At 69.1% G+C, this 20168-nt stretch carries 15 protein-coding genes; 10 read left to right on the top strand and 5 right to left on the bottom strand.

Annotated features, from left to right (window positions below; all coding sequences use genetic code 11):
- The first annotated feature begins 127 nt into the window (after positions 1–127).
- The 7 genes from MLE64_RS05300 (at position 128) to MLE64_RS05270 (ending at position 9235) form a co-directional block, all read left to right on the top strand.
- Complete coding sequence (locus MLE64_RS05300; RefSeq protein WP_243316738.1) at positions 128–520, top strand: hypothetical protein; 393 nt, start codon at positions 128–130, stop codon at positions 518–520.
- 71 nt (positions 521–591) lie between these two features.
- Positions 592–1992, top strand: coding sequence for a TolC family protein (locus tag MLE64_RS05295; protein WP_243316737.1), 1401 nt, complete (start codon positions 592–594; stop codon positions 1990–1992).
- Between the two features lie 9 nt (positions 1993–2001).
- Positions 2002–3486 carry an efflux RND transporter periplasmic adaptor subunit gene (locus MLE64_RS05290; protein WP_243316736.1) on the top strand — a complete coding sequence of 495 codons (1485 nt, stop codon included), beginning with the start codon at positions 2002–2004 and terminating at the stop codon, positions 3484–3486.
- A 7-nt stretch (positions 3487–3493) separates the two neighbouring features.
- Positions 3494–6802, top strand: coding sequence for an efflux RND transporter permease subunit (locus tag MLE64_RS05285; protein WP_243316735.1), 3309 nt, complete (start codon positions 3494–3496; stop codon positions 6800–6802).
- A 93-nt stretch (positions 6803–6895) separates the two neighbouring features.
- Positions 6896–7123: a hypothetical protein gene (locus tag MLE64_RS05280; protein ID WP_243316734.1), complete on the top strand. Its 228-nt coding sequence runs from the start codon at positions 6896–6898 to the stop codon at positions 7121–7123.
- 31 nt (positions 7124–7154) lie between these two features.
- Entirely contained in the window at positions 7155–7394 is a 240-nt protein-coding gene (locus MLE64_RS05275) for a hypothetical protein (RefSeq protein WP_243316733.1), read from the top strand.
- Positions 7395–7591: 197 nt separating this feature from the next.
- A complete protein-coding gene (locus MLE64_RS05270) occupies positions 7592–9235 on the top strand; it encodes a M4 family metallopeptidase (RefSeq protein ID WP_243316732.1) in 1644 nt (547 codons plus the stop codon).
- 277 nt (positions 9236–9512) lie between these two features.
- On the opposite strand, the gene MLE64_RS05265 is transcribed toward MLE64_RS05270, so the two are convergent.
- Together MLE64_RS05265 and MLE64_RS05260 are read right to left on the bottom strand one after the other, a co-directional pair.
- Complete coding sequence (locus MLE64_RS05265) at positions 9513–10154, bottom strand: NUDIX hydrolase (protein ID WP_243316731.1); 642 nt, start codon at positions 10152–10154, stop codon at positions 9513–9515.
- 172 nt (positions 10155–10326) lie between these two features.
- Entirely contained in the window at positions 10327–12552 is a 2226-nt protein-coding gene (locus MLE64_RS05260) for a RelA/SpoT family protein (protein WP_243316730.1), read from the bottom strand.
- A 58-nt stretch (positions 12553–12610) separates the two neighbouring features.
- Here MLE64_RS05260 and MLE64_RS05255 point away from each other — a divergent pair, with 58 nt between their 5' ends.
- Positions 12611–13471: a tRNA1(Val) (adenine(37)-N6)-methyltransferase gene (locus MLE64_RS05255; RefSeq protein ID WP_243316729.1), complete on the top strand. Its 861-nt coding sequence runs from the start codon at positions 12611–12613 to the stop codon at positions 13469–13471.
- Positions 13472–13529: 58 nt separating this feature from the next.
- Entirely contained in the window at positions 13530–14309 is a 780-nt protein-coding gene (locus MLE64_RS05250) for an FKBP-type peptidyl-prolyl cis-trans isomerase (protein WP_243316728.1), read from the top strand.
- Positions 14310–14344: 35 nt separating this feature from the next.
- On the opposite strand, the gene MLE64_RS05245 is transcribed toward MLE64_RS05250, so the two are convergent.
- Genes MLE64_RS05245 through MLE64_RS05235 form a run of 3 tightly spaced genes read right to left on the bottom strand, consistent with a single transcriptional unit; the run spans position 14345 to position 18065 of the window.
- Positions 14345–15706 (bottom strand): M20/M25/M40 family metallo-hydrolase, encoded by a 1362-nt coding sequence (locus MLE64_RS05245; protein ID WP_243316727.1) that lies wholly within the window; start codon positions 15704–15706, stop codon positions 14345–14347.
- An 8-nt stretch (positions 15707–15714) separates the two neighbouring features.
- Positions 15715–17253, bottom strand: a complete 1539-nt coding sequence (locus MLE64_RS05240; RefSeq protein WP_243316726.1) for a metallopeptidase domain-containing protein — start codon at positions 17251–17253, stop codon at positions 15715–15717.
- Positions 17250–18065 carry a response regulator gene (locus MLE64_RS05235; protein WP_243316725.1) on the bottom strand — a complete coding sequence of 272 codons (816 nt, stop codon included), beginning with the start codon at positions 18063–18065 and terminating at the stop codon, positions 17250–17252. Before MLE64_RS05235 ends, MLE64_RS05240 begins: the two co-directional genes overlap by 4 nt.
- 136 nt (positions 18066–18201) lie before the next feature.
- On the opposite strand from MLE64_RS05235, the gene lepA reads away from it, so the two are divergent.
- Complete coding sequence (gene lepA, locus MLE64_RS05230) at positions 18202–20019, top strand: translation elongation factor 4 (RefSeq protein ID WP_243316724.1); 1818 nt, start codon at positions 18202–18204, stop codon at positions 20017–20019.
- Positions 20020–20168: the final 149 nt, after the last annotated feature.

The raw sequence follows: 20168 nt of genomic DNA, 5'->3' as shown, positions 1-20168 counted from the left end.
AGCGCCGATGCGCGCCGGGTCTCGGTTTGGCGGTGGCCCGGGGGTGCTCCCGTGTGACCGGCGTCAACCTTTTCGTGTTGCCACATGGGTGGAAGGCCTATCATGGATTCCATTCGGAGGTTTCTCCGTGCGGACGATCCTGCGCGCCATCCTGGCCGTCGCGCTGCTCCTGGGCGGCGTGGGCGGGGACTGGGCGCTGGCGGGGGACCGGACGGCGGCCCAGCCTCACGAGTGCTGCTGCGGAATGGTGCCTGGCGGCATGGACGATCCCTGTCCCTGCCCGAAGCCGGACAGCAACCGCGCCCCCCAGCGGGGTGCCTGCACTGAGCGCCAGGCTCCCGCCGCCCAGGCCGTCCGTGAAGCGGAGCAGGGCGAGCGGCGGACCGAGCCCCGACCCGAGCCCGCCGGCTGGGACCGCGCGGCCTCGGGCGAAGCGGAATCTCTGCCCCTCCGCGCCGAGGGTGGGCGCGACCCGGACCTGGGTCGGCATCTGGCGCACCTGAGCACCTTCCGGATCTGATCCGGGACTGAGCGAAGCCTTGCCTGCTCTTGGGAGTGGGCCGACCCTCTTTCCCGTTTCCGGAGATCCCCATGCGCACGCTGCTGCGCCTGGCCCCGGCCTTGGTGCTCGCCGCGCCGGCCCTGGCCCAGGCCCCCCACCACCCAACCACATCCATGCCGACCCCAGCGGCCGATCCGGTGCTGGCGGACCTCCTGGCCGAAGCCCTCGGCAAGCATCCCGACATCCAGAAGGCCGACGCCACGGTGCGCATGGACCAGGAGCGCATTCCCCAGGCGGGCGTGCTGCCGGATCCCACCCTGTCCCTGGGCCTCCAGAACGACGGTTTCAACGGCCTCCAGATCGGCAAGATGGAGACCAGCTTCTACAGCGTGGCCTTCACCCAGCCCTTCCCCTGGCCGGGCAAGCGCGGCCTGCGGAAGGAAGTGGCCGCCGCGGGCGTCGGCGTGTCCGAGGCCACCCGCAGCCGCGTGCAGATGAGCCTGGAGGCCGATGTGCGCCGGGGCTATGCGGCCCTCCTGCTGGTGCGGGGCCAGAAGGAGCTGCTGGCCCAGCAGGCGGTCTTCCTGGAGCAGGCCGAGCGCCTGGCCCGAACCCGCTACGAGGTGGGGCAGGGCAGCCAGGGCGACCTGCTGCGCGCCCAGCTGGAGCTCACGCGCCTCAAGCAGGCCACGTGGTCCCTGGAGGCCGAGGAGCGGACCGCCCTCGCCGGCCTGAACCGGCTGCGCCAGCACGATCCCGCGGATCCCATCCCCACCACGGTGGCGCTGGCGGACCTGCCGGAGCCTGCGGCCCTCACGCCGGACCAGGTCGAGGCCCGCAGCCCCGAGCTGGCGGGCGCGCGGGCGAACGTCCGGCAGACCGAGAAGCTGGTGGAGCTGGCGAAGCTGGATCGCCGCCCGGATTTCGCCGTCACCGCCGGCATCATGCCCCGGGGCAGCCTGGATCCCATGTGGCAGGTGGGCGTGAGCATCTCCTTGCCCATCTACGGCCGCTCCAAGCAGCAGCGGGCCATCGCCGAGCATGAGCACCACCGCCTCGGCCAGGGCGCTGAGGTGGAATCCGTGCGAACGCTCCTGCGCCAGCGGACCGAGGAGCGGGCCATCCAGATCGAGACCCTGCGCCGCACCCGGGACCTCTACCGCGAGGGCCTCCTGGTGCAGAGCGAGGCCACGTTCAAGGCCGCTCTGGCCCAGTACGAGGCCGGCCGCGCGCCCTTCCTGGGCGCCCTCGAAGCCCTCAACGGCTGGGTGGGCGACCAGGGGGCCTACCTGCAGACCCTGGCCCAGCTCCAGGCCCAGCACATCGCTCTGGGCGAAGCGACCCTCGGCGCCACGCCGTCCATCACCGGAGGCTCCCTGGCTTCAGCGAGCCTGTCCGCCGGCGCGGCCGCCTCCCCGGCCACGTCCGCCTCCTCCGCCAAAGCCCCGGGCCAGGCCCAGGACAGCGGCCCCGCCATGTCGAAGATGTAGGAGATCCCCATGACCACCGAACGACCCGATTTCGATTCCCCGGCGCCGACCCGGGCCCCGCGCCTCCGCACCCTCGGCCTGGTGGCCCTGGGGCTGGTGGCCGGCATCGGCGGAACGCTGATGCTGCGGCCCGCCCCGAAACACGACCACGAGCACGAGGCCGCCAGCGCCGCGGCGCCCAAGAAGCAGATGTACCAGTGCCCCATGCACCCGCAGATCATCCAGGACCACGCGGGCACCTGCCCCATCTGCGGCATGGACCTGGTGCCCATGGAGGGCGAGGCCCCCAAGGACAAGGGCAAGGTTGTCTACTACCGCTCCCCCATGAACCCGAGCCAGACCTCCCCGGTCCCCATGAAGGACGAGATGGGGATGGACTATGTCCCCGTCTATGAAGGCGACCTGAAGGGCGAAGGCGCGGGGATCGAATCCCACGCCACGGTGAAGATCGACCACGAGCGCCAGCAGCTCATCGGGCTGCGCACGGAGAAGGTGGTGGAGGGGACCGTCAGCGGTGAGCTGCGGGCCCTGGGTCGCGTGGCCATCGACGAGACCCGCGTTCGCAAGGTGAACGTGAAGGTGGAGGGCTTCGTGGAGAAGCTCTTCGTGGACTACGTGGGCAAGTCCGTGGTCAAGGGTCAGCCCCTGTTCAGCCTCTACGCCCCCGAGTTCGTCAGCGCCCAGCGGGAGTACCTGCTGGCCCTGAAGACCCAGAAAGCCCTGAGCAGCGGCTCGCTCCAGCAGTCCGGCGGCGAGCTGCTGGAAGCCGCGAAACGGCGCCTGCTGCTCTGGGACGTGCCCGCGGAAGCCGTGGACCGCCTGGAGAAGACGGGCGAAGTCCAGCGGGCCCTCACGCTACGCAGCCCCATCTCCGGCATCGTGACGGTGAAGAACGTGGTGGAGGGGGCCCGGCTCACGCCGGCGGACATCCCCTTCGAGATCACAGACCTGAGCCGCGTCTGGGTGCAGGTGGATGTCTACGAGGCGGAGCTGAGCCGCGTGAAGGTGGGCCTTCCCGCCGAGCTGACCGTCCAGGCCGCCCCGGGCAGGACCTTCAAGGGGCGCATCGCCTTCGTGGATCCGGTCATGGATCCCAAGACCCGCACCGCCAAGGCCCGCCTGGAGTTCCCGAACCCTGGCGGCCTCCTCAAGCCCGAGATGTTCGGCGACGTGGTGATCCACGGTCCGGGCCGCAAGGGCCTCCTCGTCCCCCTGGACGCGGTGCTGGACGCCGGCACCACCAAGGTGGCGTTCGTCTCCCTGGGCGAAGGCAAGTTCGAGCCCCGGGCAGTCACCACCGGCGCCACCGTGGGCGAGCAGGTGGAGGTCCGCTCGGGCCTGAAGGCCGGCGACGAGGTGGTCGTCCGCGCCAACTTCCTGGTGGACTCCGAATCCCGCCTGAAGGCCGCTCTGGCCCACATGAGCCAGAAGAACGCGCAGACCGGGGCCCCCGCAGGCGCCTCCCAGCCGGCTCCGTCCGGCCACCAGCACTGAGGCGGCCATGAGCGGAACCACGGCCTACGATCCCCAGAACCCGACCTTCCTCCAGCGGATCATCCGCTTCTCGGCGGAGAACCGCTGGCTGGTCATCGCCGCCTCGGCGGTGCTGCTGGCCATGTCCTTCTGGACCATGCGGAACATCCCCCTGGACGCGCTGCCGGACCTCAGCGACACCCAGGTCATCGTCTACAGCAAGTGGGACCGGAGCCCCGACATCGTCGAGGACCAGGTCACCTACCCCATCGTCACCAGCCTGCTGGGGGCGCCGAAGGTGAAGGCCGTGCGCGGCCTCTCGGACTTCGGATTCTCCTACGTCTACGTGATCTTCGAAGACGGCACGGACATCTACTGGGCCCGCAGCCGGGTGATGGAATACCTCTCCAAGATCACCGCCAACCTGCCGCCGGGCGTGCAGACCTCCCTCGGCCCCGATGCCACCTCCGTGGGCTGGGTCTACCAGTACGCCCTGGTGGATAAGAGCGGCAAGCACAGCTCGGATGAGCTGCGCTCCCTCCAGGACTGGTTCCTCCGCTACGGCCTCCAGAGCACGCCCGGTGTGGCCGAGGTGGCCACCGTGGGTGGCCAGGCCCGGCAGTTCCAGGTGCAGGTGGATCCCAACAAGCTGGCGGCCTACCGCATCCCCATCGAGTCGGTCATCGGGGCGGTGAAGGGGGCGAACGCCGAAGTGGGCGGCCGCCTCGTTGAATACAGCGGCCGCGAGTACATGGTCCGGGGCCGGGGCTACGTGAAGGCCACGAAGGACCTGGAGTCGGCCGTGCTCAAGGCCGAGAACGGCACCCCCGTGCGGCTGGGCGACGTGGCTACCGTGACCCTGGGGCCCGAGATGCGCCGGGGCCTCGCGGACCTGGACGGCCAGGGCGACGTGGTGGGCGGCATCGTGGTCATGCGCCAAGGCGAGAACGCCCTGAACGTCATCGAGCGCGTGAAGGCCCGGATCGGCGAGCTGAAGCAGGGCCTGCCCGAAGGCGTGGACGTCATCACGGTCTACGACCGCTCCGAGCTGATCCACAACGCCATCAGCACCGTGAAGCACAAGCTCATCGAGGAGATGATCGTCGTCTCCATCATCATCCTCATCTTCCTGTGGCACGTGCCCTCGGCCATCGTGCCCATCATCACCATCCCGGTGAGCGTGGCCCTGGCGTTCATCCCGATGTACGGCATCGGCCAGAACGCCAACCTCATGAGCCTGGCGGGCATCGCCATCTCCATCGGCGTGCTGGTGGACGGCGCCATCGTGGAGGTGGAGAACGCCTACAAGAAGATCGAGAAGTGGATCGAGGCGGGGAAACCCGGAGACTTCCACCACGTGCGCCTGGAAGCCCTCATGGAAGTGGGGCCATCGGTGTTCTTCTCCCTGCTGGTGGTGGCGGTGAGCTTCATGCCCATCTTCACCCTGCTGGATCAGGAGGGACGCCTCTTCAAGCCCCTGGCCTACTCCAAGAACCTGGCCATGGCCATCGCTGCCATCCTGGCGCTGACGCTGGACCCCGCCATGCGCATGCTCTTCGCGCGGGTGGAGCCCTTCATGTTCAAGCCCAAGTGGCTGGCCTGGACCTTCACCCAGCTCGCCGTGGGCAAGTACTACGCCGAGGAGAAGCACCCCATCAGCGTCTTCCTCCACCGCATCTACGAAGGGCCCTGCCGCTTCGTGGTGAAGCACGCCAAGGCGACCATCGCCGTGGCCGTGCTGATGGTGGCCGCCACCATTCCCGCGTTCGTGAGCCTGGGCAGCGAGTTCATGCCGCCCCTCAACGAGGGCACGCTCCTCTACATGCCCTCGACCCTGCCGGGCCTCAGCCAGACCGAGGCCCAGCGCATCCTCCAGGTGCAGGACCGCCTCATCCGCACCGTGCCCGAGGTGGAGCGCGTGTTCGGCAAGGCCGGCCGTGCCGACACGGCCACGGACCCGGCGCCCTTCTCCATGATGGAGACAGTGATCGTCCTCAAGCCCGAGGACCAGTGGCGCGAGAAGCCCCGCTGGTTCAGCTCCTGGGCGCCGGACTTCCTCAAGGCCGCCCTGCGCCCCATCTGGCGGGACCGGATCACCGAGGAGGAGATCGTGGCGGACCTGGACCGGGTGGTGCGGCTCCCGGCCATTCCCAACGCCTGGACCATGCCCATCAAGGCCCGCCAGGACATGCTCTCCACGGGCATCCGCACGCCCGTGGGCCTGAAGATCAACGGCGCGGACCTGGCCACCATCGAGAAGGTGGCCGTGGACGCCGAGCGCATCCTCGCCGGCGTGCCGGGCACCCGCAGCGCCTTCGCGGAACGCACCGCCCAGGGCTACTTCCTGGACTTCGTCCTCAAGCGTGATCAGCTCGCCCGGTACGGACTCAGCGTGGAGCAGGCCAACATGCTGGTGATGACCGCCATCGGCGGCGACAACCAGAGCACGGTCTTCGACGGCCGGGCCCGCTATCCCGTGAACGTCCGCTACGCCCGCGACTTCCGCGAGAGCCCGGATGCCCTCAGGCGGGTGCTCGTTCCCACGCCCAGCGGCGCCATGATCCCCATGGAGGAGATCGCGGAGCTCACGTGGGCCAACGGCCCCGCCATGATCCGCGACGAGAACGGCCAGATGAACGGCTACGTGCTGGTGGACTTCGACACCTCGAAGTTCGACGTGGGCACCTACGTCCAGCATGCCAAGGCCGCCGTGGAGAAGGACCTCAAGCTGCCGCCGGGCTACAGCCTCACCTGGTCGGGCCAGTACGAGAACATGATCCGCGTGAAGGAGCGGCTGAAGGTCATCCTGCCCATCACGCTGGTGCTGATCTTCGGCCTGCTCTACGCCAACACCAAGAGCGCCTTCAAGGCATCCGTGGTGATGCTGGCCGTGCCCTTCAGCGCCATCGGCGCCTTCTGGCTGCTGTGGGCCCTGGGCTACAACATGAGCATCGCCGTGTGGGTGGGCCTCATCGCCCTCATGGGCCTGGACGCCGAGACCGGCGTGTTCATGCTGCTCTTCCTGGACCTCAGCCACGACGAGGCGAAGCGGGAGGGCCGCCTGCACACCACGGGCGACCTGGTGGAGGCCATCATCCACGGGGCCGTGAAGCGCGTGCGACCCAAGGCCATGACCGTCTTCGCGGCCTTCATGGGCCTGCTCCCCATCATGTGGAGCACGGGCACCGGCGCCGACGTCATGAAGCGCATCGCCGCGCCCATGGTGGGTGGCCTGGCCACCAGCTTCGTGCTGGAGCTGCTGGTCTACCCCTCCATCTACTACCTCTGGAAGCGCCGGGAGGTGGTGGAAGGCCCGGTCACCCCGCTGCCGGCCTGATCCCAGGCTGACGCTCATCCGCACCCCGGCGGTCCCGTCCACGGCCCAGGGACCGCCGGCCAACCCAGGGCCGTGATACCGATAGGATTCCCCATGCTCAACCTCCTGCTCACGCTGGCCGTCGCGGCCACGCCGCACGCCAAGCCCGCCACCAACACCAAGTGCCCCGTCCTCGGCGGCAAGGTCAGCGAAAAGTCCAAGACCGTGGTGGTCCGCGGTCAGGAATACCGCCTCTGCTGCGGCGGCTGCGACGCCACGCTGCTCAAGGACCCCGACAAGTACCTCGAGAAGGACGGCACGCCGAAGAACGCCAAGAAGTAGCGGATAAACTGAAGTCCCGAAGGAGGACCCCATGCTGCACACCGCCCTGCTCAGCCTCGCCGTCCTGGCCGCCCCGGCGCCCCAGAAGGCCAAGCCCGCCGTCAACACCAAGGATCCCGTCTGCAAGATGACGGTGGACGCGAAGTCCGCCGCCGTCGCCGTCCGGGGCCGCGAGTACCGCGTGTGCAGCAAGTACTGCGGCGAGGCCCTCCTGAAGGATCCCGACAAGTACCTGGACAAGGACGGCTCGGTGAAGGCCGAGAAGAAGTAGTCCCAATCTCGATCCGGAGGGCCCGGACGCGCAAGTGCGCGTCCGGGCCTTTTCGTGGTTGCACAAGTCCAGTATCGGGAATAATTGGTCATGCAAAACAAAGATGGTCGAAAAATTAACACAACTTAACCGCCGGGAGTAGCATCGTGGCCCCAGGTCGGGTGGACACCCCGACCCCCCTTTCGCCTGGAGGTCCCATGCGCCATGTGGTCCCCTTCCTCCTCCCAGCCTGCCTCCTGGCCGCGCCGCCGGACCAGGCCCGCACCGATGCCCTGGTCCGCGAAGCCCGGGGCCACCTGGTCGCCCGGGCCTTCCAGATGGGCCTTGGGCCGCAGGCCGACTTCACCTTCCGGAACCTCGTCTCCGATGCCCTTGGCGAGGACCACGTCCGGCTGGAACAGACCTACAAGGGCGTGCCCGTGTTCGAGGGCGAGGCCATCGTCCACTTCCGGAACGGCCGGGTGCGGGCGGTGACCGATGACCTGGCGCGCGGCCTGGCCCTCAACGTGGAGCCCACCATGGGCCGGGCCGAGGTCCTGGCGGTGGCCCATGCGGCCCTGACCCCCCGCGGCGCCTACGCCTACGAACCGACCGCCACCCTGGTCGTGGCGGGCCTCGAGCCGGAGGGTCCCGGCCGGGCCACGCGATACGTCCTGGCCTACCACGTCCACACGGAGCTCGAGAACGGGGCCCAGGAGACGAAGCACACGGACTTCCTGGTGGACGCCCACACGGGCCGGATCCTCGAATCCTGGGATACCCTCCGCACCGCCGGCGCCACCGGTACCGGCCAGTCCCAGTGGTACGGGACCGTGAGCCTCAGCACCAACAGCACCGCCACCGGCTACGAGCTGCGGGATATGACGCGGGGCACCGGCGGCACCTTCGGCAACAACGTCACCACCAACCTGCTCAATGGCACCTCCGGCACGGGCTCGATCTTCACGGACGCCGACAACGTCTGGGGCGACGGCCTGCAGTACAACGGCACGGCGGGCATGAGCGCGAACGCCCAGACTGCCGGGGTGGACGGCCACCGGGGCATGCAGGCCACCTGGGACTTCTACCTGAACGCCTTGAGCCGGGACGGCATCGACGATGCCGGCAGCGCCACCTTCAGCCGCATGCACTACAGCAGCCAGTACGACAACGCCTTCTGGTCGGATAGTTGCTTCTGCATGACCTACGGGGACGGCCAGGTGGGCGGCTCCGTGGGCGAGGCGGACCTTGATACGGCCGGCCACGAGATGAGCCACGGCGTGTGTTCCGCCACCGCCAACCTCCAGTACCGGCGCGAGTCCGGGGGCCTCAACGAGGCCAACTCGGACATCTTCGGCACCCTGGTGGAGTTCTACACCCTGAACAACAGCACCGGCAGCTTCATCCCCAGTACGGCGGGATCCGGCCCCATCACCGCCAACTACAAGCTGTTCGAGAACAGCTGGGGCCATGGCGGCACGCCCCTACGGTGGATGTACAAGCCCAGCCTCGACGGCCGCAGCCCGGACTTCTACAGCAAGACGCTGGGCCGCCTGGATGTCCACTACAGCTCCGGCGTGGCCAACCACTTCTTCTTCCTCCTGGCCCATGGCAGCCAGGTGGATGATCTCTCCGGCAACATCGCCTCGCCCATGACCAACGGCGTCACCAGCATCACCGGCATCGGCAACGACAAGGCGGGCCGCATCTGGTACCGGGCCCTCACCACCTACATGACCAAGCGCACAGACTATGCCGGGGCGCGCGTGGCGACCCTGAACGCGGCCGCGGATCTCTACGGTGCCACCTCCACCGAATACGACACCGTGAACACCGCCTGGCTGGCGGTGAATGTGAAGTAGCTGCTTAGAGTGCCTAACAAAACCCCGACGAGGCCGCGAGAAAGCCAGGTGGGATGCACCGCAAGGATGGGCCCGCGGGGCGATGCGGGACATCGTTCAAGGGCCCTGACGCCGCGGGGCGCCCACCTGGCTTTCTCCCTCCGGGCGAGGGCCGGCGGGCATCGCGATGCCGCGTCACGCTCGTCGCGCGTAGTACCCGCTACGCTTTGACTCGCGTTCCTCGCCTCGCTCGCCCGGCGGCCCTCGCGCGACCCCGTGGGGGTTTTGTTAGGCACTCTCAGGCCTGCGTCGGCTTCACCGGGTCGGCGCAGGCCTTCAGCACATCCAGCCAGGCCTTCAACACGAAGGCCGTCGCCCCCCAGAGCGGCGCCTGGGGCAGCTCGAGCCTGGGCACGTCGAGGGCCAGGCCGTGCCGTTCGAGGCGCTCGATGGTCCAGGGAGCTTCCATCAGCGGCGCCAGGGGGAGCAGGAGGACCTGCTCGAGCTCGTGGTCCAGGTGGAAGCTGGGCTTCGGCTCCTCCCAGCGGAAGAACACCGGGGTGAACCGCACCCGGGCCTTGGCCACGCCGTCGGGGAAGCACCCCAGCTCCCATAGGCCCGTGGACACGCCGATCTCCTCGGCCACCTCCCGCCGGGCGGTGGCGGGCAGGTCCCGGTCCCGCAGCTCCACCATGCCCCCCGGGAAGGCGATCTCGCCGGGGTGGTGCGGCGCGCCGTAGCCCCGCTGGACCAGGATGATCTTGCGCGCGCCCGCGAGATCGCCCCAGAGGATGACCCCGACCGCCGCGCGGCGCGGATCCTCGGGGATGCGGGCGCTGATCTTGTGCGGATCGGGCCCGAGCTGGGGCCGCCGCAGGCTCTCGGCGATGCGGGCCCAGGGGACCGGCGGGGCTTCGTCGGGGGGGCGCCAGGCGCTCATGCTTTGTTCTTCTTTGAAAAGGCCTCCAGGAAGGACACGAAGGCGTCCAAAGGGCACGAAGAAATGCCCGTTCCCGAAGGGGAAGACCCCTTCCTCCCAGTGCTTTCTTCGTGTCCTGCGATCTTCATTCGTGTCCTTCGTGGAGATCCTTGACGCCTGGCATGGGAGAGGCCTATTTCACTTTCCCGAACACGGAGCCCTTCACCCGCTCCACCGTGTAGACACCGCGGATGCGCCGCAGACCGGCCATGAGCTCCACCAAGTGCGTGCGGTCGCGCACCCGCAGGGCGATGTGGAAGAGGCCGGCGCCCTCCTCCGTGGCCGAGCCGTGGAAGCGCTGCACGTTGATGCCCACGCGCTGGATGCCCTCGGAGATGGCGGCTACCATGCCGGGACGGTCCTCGGTGGTGAGGGCGATCTCCGTGTCGTAGAGCTCCGTCCCGTGCTTGCCCCAGGCCACGTTCACGCGGCGCTCGGGGTGCATGGTCCCCTTCGTGAGTTGGGGGCAGTCGGCCCGGTGGATGGCGGTGCCGCGGGTGCGGGTGATGTAGCCCACCACTTCGTCGCCCCAGATGGGCTTGCAGCAGGCGGCCAGGGCGTAGAGGATGCCGGCGGTGTCGCCCACCACCACCGAATCCATGAGGTTGGAGACGTTCTCCTTGGGCTTGGCGCGCTCGGGCTCGGGGATCAGGGGTTCGAGGAGCTTGTGGACCGTGATGCGGCCGAACCCCAGGGCGGCATGGGCCGCGTCCCAGTTCGCCAGCTTCAGCTCCACCAGCCGCGCCTCGAGCTTGGCCTGGGACTCGGGGTCGTCCAGGCGCACGCCCAGGACGCGGGCCTCCCGCTCGAGCCGTTCCCGGCCGAGGGTGACGGCGTGGGCGCGCTCCTCCTCGCGGATGAAGGCCTGGATGCGGCTCTTGGCGCCGGCGGATTTGACGAAGCCCAGCCAGTCGCGGCTGGGCTTGTGGTCGGGCCGGGTGAGGATCTCCACGCGGTCGCCGTTCTGGAGCGTGTGCTTCAGCGGCACCATGCGCCCGTTCACCTTGGCGCCCACGCAGCGGTGGCCCACCTGGGTGTGGATGGCGTAGGCGAAATCCACGGGCGTGCTGCCCTCCACCAGGCTGCGGAGGTCGCCCTTGGGCGTGAAGACCTGGATGCGGTTGAAGGTCAGCTCGCCGCGCAGGTTGGCCACCAGGTCGCGGCTGTCCTGGGCGTCCTGGTGCAGCTCCACCATGCGGCGGAGGAAGGCCACCTGGTTGATCTCCAGGCGGTTGGCGATGCGACCGTCCTTGTAGGTCCAGTGGCTGGCGATGCCGGCCTCGGCATGAAGGTGCATCTCCTCCGTGCGGATCTGCACCTCGAAGATGTCGCCGGAGCTCATCAGCACCGTGGTGTGGATGCTCTGGTAGCCGTTCTCCTTGGGCAGGCTGATGTAGTCCTTGAACTTGCCGGGCACGGGCCGGTAGAGGCCGTGCACGAGGCCCAGGGCCGTGTAGCAGCTGGCGCGGTCCGGGCAGATGATGCGGTAGGCCAGCCAGTCGTGGATGTCCTCGAAGCCCTTGGCCTGGGCGCCCATCTTCTTCCAGATGCCGTAGAGGTGCTTGACCCTGCCGGTGACGTGGGCGTTGATGCCCTGCTGGCGGAGGATGGCCTGGAGCGAGCCGTGGATCTCCTGGATGGTGCCGGAGAGCTTGGCGCGCTTGGCTTCCACCGCGTTCTTCAGGTAGTCGTACTGCTCGGGCTCCAGCTGGCGGAAGGCCAGGTCCTCCAGTTCCAGGCGCACCACGCCCATGCCCAGGCGGTTGGCCAGGGGCGCGTAGAGCTCCAGCGTCTCGCGCGAGATGCGGCGGCGCTTCTCCTCTTCCATGACGCCCAGGGTCTTCATGTTGTGCAGGCGGTCCGCCAGCTTCACCAGCAGCACGCGCACATCCTTGCCCATGGCCACCAGCAGCTTGCGGACGTTCTCGGCGTTGAGCAGGTGCTTGTCCGTGAAGGCCAGCTTGCTCATCTTGGTGAGGCCGTCCACGATCTCGCCGATCTCGTCCCCGAACTGCGCCTTCACCTGGGGCAGGGTCATGAGGGTGTCTTCCACCACGTCGTGGAGGAGGCCGCAGGCCACGCTCACGGCGTCCAGCCGCCAGTCCGCCAGGCTCTGGGCCACGGCCAGGGGGTGGAAGAAGTACGGCTCGCCGCTTTTCCGGAGCTGGGTGGCGTGCATGTCGCGGCCCACGGTGAAGGCCCGGCGGAGCAGGGCCACGTCCCCCTTGGGGTGGTGCTGGAGGAAGGCCGCCTTCACCCGATCGAAGGCTCCATCCAGGGTGAGGCAACTGTCCCCTTCGCAGGCCGAGCCTTCCCCCTCGCGGAGGACGGGCTCCAGGGTTTTCCCAGGCACGGCCATGGTTGAGTGTCGCGCAGGGGCGCTTCTGAATCCAGGCGGTTTATCGGACACTCATGGGATGCCGCGCCGCTCCGCCCCCGACGAAGCCTCCGCCTACAAGGGCTGGACCCGGCCCGGGCCTGTGCCTCCGGGCGGAGTGGAGGCGGAGCCTGGCGAGACCCTGGACGGCCTCTGCGGGCGCTGGCGCATCTTCCAGCTGGAGAAGGGCAACCGCTTCAGCGTGGACGACCTGGTGACGGCCTGGTACGGCACCACCTGGTGCCCCCGGGCGGGCCGCATCGCGGACCTGGGCTCGGGGATCGGCAGCGTGGCTCTCCTGGCCGCCTGGCGCTGCCCCGGCGCCGTGGTGCGCACGGTCGAGGCCCAGGAGGCGAGCCTGCGCCTGGCCCGGAAGAGCATCCGCTACAACGGGCAGGAGGCCCGCATCACGCCGCGCCTGGGCGACCTCCGCGACCCCGCCCTGTTCGAAGGCGAAGCCCCCTTCGATCTGGTGACGGGCACGCCGCCCTACTGGCCCGAAGGCCACCGCCTGCCCGCGGCCCATCCCCAGTCCGTGCCCGCCCGCCTGGAGGTGCGCGGCAGCATCGCGGACTACGCCAGGACCGCGGCCCGGATCCTGGCCCCGGGCGGAATCTTCGCCTGCGTCTTCCCCAACGACCAGCGCGACCGCGCCCTGGCCGCCCTGAGCGCGGCCGGCCTGCTGTGCCTCCACCGCCGGGAGATCGTCTTCAAGGCAGGCGAGCCCTACGGCCTGGACGTCTTCGCCGCCGGCCGCCGCCAGGACTACCCCGAGGATTTCGAAGCCCGCGCCCGGTGCCCCGAGGTCGAGCCACCCATCCTCATCCGCCGCGCCGACGGCAGCGTGGACCCCGCCATCGCCGGCGTGAGGCTGGCCGTGGGGTTTCCGCCGGGCGTGTGACGCGGCCCGCCCCCGTATCCTGGATCAGGCCCATCCGGGCCCTCCTTGGAACGTCACCATGACCCTGCGCCCCATCCCTGTCCTGCTTCCCGCGCTCTGCCTCCACGCCGCGCCACCGGACCTGGCGGTCCCGCCGGCGGATGCCCTCCGCACGCCCAGCGGGGTGGCCTACCGGGTGATCCAGGCCGGGAAGGGGGATGCCCGCCCCGCGCCCGGTGGATTCGTCCGGGTGCATTTCACGGGGTGGGGCGCGGACGGAGCGGTCTTCGCCAACACCCGGACGCTGGATGAGGCGCCGTACCTGGGTCTGGACCGGCTGATGCCGGGCATGCGGGAGATGCTGCTGGCCATGGTGGTGGGCGAACAGCGGCGGGTGTGGCTTCCGGAGGCACAGGCCTTCGGGGGCGCCAAGGGCCGGCCGGCCGGGACGGTGGTGATGGACCTGGAGCTCCTGGATGCGGTGCCACCTCCCGCGCAGGCCCCGGCGGAGGTGGCGGCCCCGCCCGCGGACGCGACGGTGCTGCGCTCCGGCCTGGCCTTCAAGGTCCTCAGGCCCGGAACGGGGAAGGCGCACCCCGTTCCGGCCAATTGGGTCTCCGTCCACTACACGGGCTGGACCACGGACGGGAAGATGTTCGACAGCTCGCTGACAAAAGGCGTTTCGGTGCCGCTGCAGTTGAAAGGCACCATCCCGGGCTGGGTCGAGGGGCTCCAGCTCATGGTGGAAGGCGAGCGCAGGCGATTCTGGATTCCCGAAAAGCTCGCCTACCAGGGTGCCCGGGGGATGCCGCCGGGCATGCTGGTCTTCGATGTGGAGCTGGTGCGGATCAGCCAATGATCGGCAGGTGATCCTGGCCAGTTGGGCTGGCTGGCCTAGTTGAACCGCACGTCCGACTGGGCCAGGGCGTAGGCGAAGCTGGCGAGGGCGGCGGCGTTCCAGGCCAGGTCGTCCTGGTCGACCTTGTCCACGGTGTCGGCCTGGGTGTGGTGGATGTCGAAGTAGTGTGTGGCAGCGTGGCCGACGCCGAGGCCGGGGACGCCTTCGGCCACCATGGGGCCCACGTCCGCGCCGGAGCCGCCCAGGCGGAGGTCGATGGTGCCGAAGGGCTCCAGCGCGTCCTTCCCGATCTTTTTCAGTGAGGCCAAAGCGCCCGCTTTGGCCTCCGGCGTGGCCTTCCGGAGATCCAGGCTGAAGCCCTTGATGCGCTCGCTGCCGGAGTCGGTCTCGAAGGCGGCCACGATGTTCCGCAATTCGGGGCGATGGGCGTCGCGGTAGCCCAGGCCGCCGCGCAGGCCGTTCTCCTCGTTGGTCCAGAGCACCACGCGGAGGGTCCGGCGGGGCTTCAGGCCCAGGGACTGGATGAGCCGCGCGGCCTCCATGGCGGTGACGGTGCCCGCGCCGTCGTCCTGGGCGCCCTGGCCCACATCCCAGCTGTCCAGGTGGCCGCTGAGGATCACCACCTCGTCGGGCTTCTCGGTGCCGCGGATCTCGGCCACCACGTTGGCGGAAGGGGCGTCGGGGAGCATCTTCGCGCCCATCTCGAGCTTCAGGCGGATGCGCTCGCCCCGCTCCTGCATGCGCCGCATCTGGGTGGACGCCTCGATGGTGACGGCGGCGGTGGGGATCTTGGGGAAGGCGGGGTCGTAGCCCATGACGCCAGTGTGCGGGGTGTCCAGGCTGACGGGGCCCACGGACCGCACCAGGGCGGCCACTGCGCCGAACTTGGCGGCCCGGGAGGCGCCGTCGTGGCGGTAGGCCACCGTGCGGCCGTAGCCCTGGAAGGGCACGTCGTAGAGGACGATCTTCCCCTTCACGGCTTCGCCGAGCTTGTCCAGCTCGTCGAAGGAGCCCACCACGACGACATCCGCCGTGAGGCCGCCCTCGGGGGTGCCCACGCTGTCGCCGAGGCCCAGCAGGTTCACCCGCTGGTGGGTGGGCAGCAGCAGCTCGGCGGACTCCCGGCCCCGGACCCAGTGGGGCACCATGACCTTTTCCGCATGGACATTGACGAGCCCCGCCGCCTTCAGCCGACCCTGGGCCCAATCGATGGCCTGGTCCAGCTGGGGCGAGCCACTCAGGCGGTTCCCGATGCGGTCACAGAGCCAGGCGAGGTCCGCGTAGGCACCGTGGGTGCGGAAGGCTTCGGCGCGGAGGCGTTCCGCCGTGGCCTGCGGGGCGTCCTGGGCGCCCAGGCACGCAGCGACGAGAAGGAGGAGGCAGCGGGTTCGGATCATGCCTCATCTTACTTGGCAGCTGTTTGGCGGCGGGATTTTTTTGCCAAGGGCCGGGCCAGGCTCACCCGGACCCGCATGCGGCCGCTGGCATCGGTCTCCAGGACCTCCCAGGACAGGGGCCCGCTGCGGCCCCTGGGGTTCTCGCCGGGGCCCACGTTGAAGGCCGCGTCATCCAGCTCCCAGCGGCCGCAGGGGAAGCGGGGCTTGGGCGGCTCGGGGCTGCCGGGGTGGGCGTCCACCACGCGCACGGGGCCCTTGGGTTCGTCGGTGCTGAGCAGGGAGGGATCGACGGTGGCCACCACCAGGCCTTCGTGGCCCGGCCCGAAGCGCCCGCCCACGCGGCCGCGCTCGAAGCCCCAGGGGCGGCGCACCTCCAGGCTGAAGAAGCGACCCTTCTTCCGGGGATCAGGCAGGGTCACCCACTGGGGATCGGCGCCGGGGGCGCGGGAGACCGGCGCGATCCAGCCCTCCCAGGACGGGCCTTTCACGGCGAGCCGGTTGACCAGGCCCCTGAACCATCCGCGGTACCAGAGCTCGGAGCGCACCCAGGCCGTGGGATGGGAGGGGCTGTAGCCCGTGTCCTCCACCCAGGGGCCCTCTTCGGGGTGGGAGCGGTCCCAGCCGCGATACTGGCCAGCGTCCATGAGATCCCAGATGCCGGCCGTGAGGGGATCGCCGCAATCCAGGTAGAGGTCGTCCACGCGGTGCTCGCCCATGGAGTGGAAGGCCTCGTGGACGATGTTCCCCAGGGGCACTTCCTCGGTCATGAAGATCAGGGGCCAGCGCCGCGTCTTGTCCCAGGGCAGGGGCAGGAGGAGGCTCACGGCCTTGAGGTCGGCCTCGTCGGCGGTCAGCGACTGGGGCTTGCCGGGCGTGATGATCCAGAGGTGGTCGGGCTTGCCGTCCGGTCGCACCGCGCCGGTGCGGTTGTCGAGGCGGTCGCAGTCGCCGAGGTCCTCGCCCTGGAGGCGCTCCAGCACCCAGCCGGCCATGGCCATCTTGCGGTCGTCGGTCCTCGGGGCGGGGAAGTCGGCGCTCCGGAGCTTGAGGAAGCGGCCCTCGACGAGGGACACGGCCCCCTTGCTGACCTCGTACAGGTAGTTGGCCGCGCTGGCCACCCCGGGGCGGCGCGAGAAGATCAGCTCCCGCAGGGCGCCGTCCGGCAGCTTGGAGGCTTCGTCCGTGAAATCGAGGCGGACGATGAAGATGGCCTCCTTGCGGAACCTGGGCTCCGGACTGAGGGTGATGTCGCCGCGCCACTCGGCGGCCGGCACCAGGTCGCGGCGCCAGCCATCCTTCTCCACCGCCAGCACCGCATCCTCGGGTTCCAGGTCCAGGTGGAAGCGGCCCTCCGCGTCCGTCAGCGCCAGGGGCGGATCCCCGGCGGGGGAAACCCTCGGCTGCCGGTCCGGGTAGACGCGGACGCCGGCCAGGCCCCGGTGGCCGTCCGTGACCCGGCCTTCCACGGAGGCGGCAGGAGCGGAGGCGGCGAGGGCGACCAGGAGCCCGAAGGCGGCCCCTCTCGTTCGGCGATTAGGTGACTTCATGCCTGACCGGCGCGTTTCTGCAGGTGGGCCAGCCGGGCCAGGAGGGCCACCCGGCGGCGGGTTTCAGGGGCCGTCAGGGGCTTCTCCAGGGCGTCGCACACGGGCTCGCGGAGGCGGGACCAGGCCTCGAGCTCGCCGGGATCGTGCAGGAGGAGGATGGGCAGATCCTTCAGATCCTGCGATTGGCCCAAGGTCGTCACCAGGTTCAGGGCGCTGCCATCAGCGAGGTCCGTGTCGAGCACCAGCACCTCGGGGGATTCGGCGAGAATCTGGGCCCGGGCCTGGCTTTCGCCCTGGGCCTCGAAGAAGATCGCCTGGTCCTTGCCGAAGTGGTTCTGGACCTGGGTGAGCACCATGGAATTGGCCGACGCCACCAGCACCCTGGGGCGGGCGGGCGGCAGCGGACCTGTGCGGAGTGACAGGGCCCGGACGCGAAGGTGGGTCTGGATGCGCATCTGGAGGAGCAGGTTGCTGGCGGGCTTGCGGATGAAGTCATCGGCCCCGGCGGTGTAGCTTCGGTCCTTGGCGTCCCGGCTCAGGGCCGTCAGCACCAGCACGGGGATGTCCGCCGTGGCGGGATCGGACTTGATGGCCTCGCAGGCCTTGAAGCCGTCCATGGACGGCATCACCACATCCATGATCACCATGTCTGGCTCGGGCCGGTCCGACCGGAGGCGCGCCACGGCCTCTTCGCCGTTCGCCGCCACGATCAGGCGGTGCCCCAGCGGCTGGATCTGCGCCTCCAGCAGCCGCCGCTGCAGGGCATTGTCCTCTACCATCAGGATGGTCATGGGAGACGCGAAGTGGGACAAGCGGACTCCTTGGCTCTCGGCCTTGAGGTTAAAGGTCCCATCGGCTTGGATCAACCACGGCTTGAGGCCCCAGTAGGTAAAACCCCGCAGACAGTGAGGGTTTCCAACAGTACAATGACCAGTTCGAGGTTCCTCAGTGGCTCATCCCAGTCTGATCCGCAATTTCTCCATTGTCGCGCACATCGACCACGGCAAGTCGACGCTGGCGGACCGTCTTCTTGAGCTCACCAAGACGGTGGCGCAGCGCGACATGCAGGCCCAGATCCTCGACGACATGGATCTGGAGCGGGAGCGGGGCATCACCATCAAGGCCCACGCGGTGACGCTGAAGTACCTCGCGCTCGACGGCCAGACCTACACGCTGAACCTCATCGATACGCCCGGCCACGTGGACTTCACCTACGAGGTGAGCCGCAGCCTGGCTGCCTGCGAGGGGGCCATCCTCGTGGTGGACGCCACCCAGGGCGTGGAGGCCCAGACGCTCGCCAACACCTACCTGGCCCTGGAGAACGGGCTGGAGGTGTTCCCCGTGCTCAACAAGACCGACCTGCCCAGCGCCGACCCCGAGCGCGTGCTGGAGCAGATCGACACGGTCATCGGCCTGGTGGACACGGCCCACGCCGTGAACGTCAGCGCCAAGACCGGCGAGAACTGCGACCAGGTGCTCGAGCAGATCGTGAAGTGCGTACCCGCGCCCCAGGGCGATCCGGACGCGCCGCTGCAGGCCCTCGTGTTCGACTGCTACTACGACGCCTACCGGGGCATCGTGAACCTCATCCGCGTGGTGAACGGCACCCTGAAGGCGGGCGACCAGATCCGCTTCATGTCCACCGGCAGCGAGCACCGGGTGGACGAGATCGGCATCTTCGATCCCAAGATGGACAAGCAGGGGACCCTGTCCGTGGGCGAGGTGGGCTACCTGGTGGCCAGCATCAAGTCGCTGGTGGACGTGAAGGTGGGCGACACCATCACCCACGCGGTGACCAACACCACCAAGCCGGCCAAGGAGATGCTGAAGGGCTTCAAGGAGATCCAGCCCGTGGTCTTCGCGGGCATCTTCCCCACCTCCAGCGACGACTTCGAGGACCTCCGCAACGCCATGGACAAGCTGCGCCTCAACGACAGCAGCTTCACCTACGAGCCCGAGACCTCCACCGCCCTGGGCTTCGGCTTCCGCTGCGGCTTCCTGGGCCTGCTGCACATGGAGATCGTGCAGGAGCGCCTGGAGCGCGAGTTCGACCTGGACCTCATCACCACCGCCCCCAGCGTGCGCTACCACGTGCACCTGACGGACGGGACCGAGACCCCCGTGGACAACCCCTCGAAGCTGCCGCCGCTGCAGAAGATCGCCAAGATCGAGGAACCCATCATCGAGGCCACGATCCTCACCCGAACCGACTTCGTCGGCGGCCTGCTGAAGCTCTGCGAGGAGCGCCGCGGCATCCAGCAGAAGCTGGAATACGTGAGCCAGGACCGCGTGATGCTCGTCTACGAGCTGCCCCTGAACGAGGTAGTGCTGGACTTCTACGACAAGCTGAAGTCCATCTCCAAGGGCTACGCCAGCTTCGACTACCACATGAAGCACTACATGGAATCCGACCTGGTGAAGATGGACATCCTGGTGAACAGCGAGGCCGTGGACGCGCTGTCCATCCTCGTCCACCGCAGCAAGAGCCAGACCCTGGGCCTGGCGCTCTGCCAGCGCATGAAGGAAGTGATCCCCCAGCAGCTCTTCGACGTGGCCGTGCAGGCCGCCATCGGCAGCAAGATCATCGCCCGCACCAACGTGAAGGCCCGCCGCAAGGACGTGCTCGCCAAGTGCTACGGCGGCGACATCAGCCGCAAGAAGAAGCTCCTCAACAAGCAGAAGGAAGGCAAGAAGCGGATGAAGGCCATCGGCAACGTGGAGATCCCCCAGGAGGCCTTCCTGGCGATCCTGAAGGTCGAGGGCTGAACCTCCTCGGCGGCCCCGATGGCCTGCCATCGGCAACGTGGAGATCCCGCAGGCCGAGCCTCAGCCGGGTGGCTCGAGGCAGGGCTGAATGCCCTGCCTCGAGCCGGCACCCGGCGAGGCGAGGTTTGCTGGCCATCCGGGAGGGGGAA

This window comes from Geothrix paludis (genome assembly GCF_022808815.1).
GTDB lineage: Bacteria > Acidobacteriota > Holophagae > Holophagales > Holophagaceae > Geothrix > Geothrix paludis.
The sequence above is the reverse complement of the archived record's forward strand: the minus strand, read 5'-3'. Positions and strand labels throughout refer to the sequence as shown.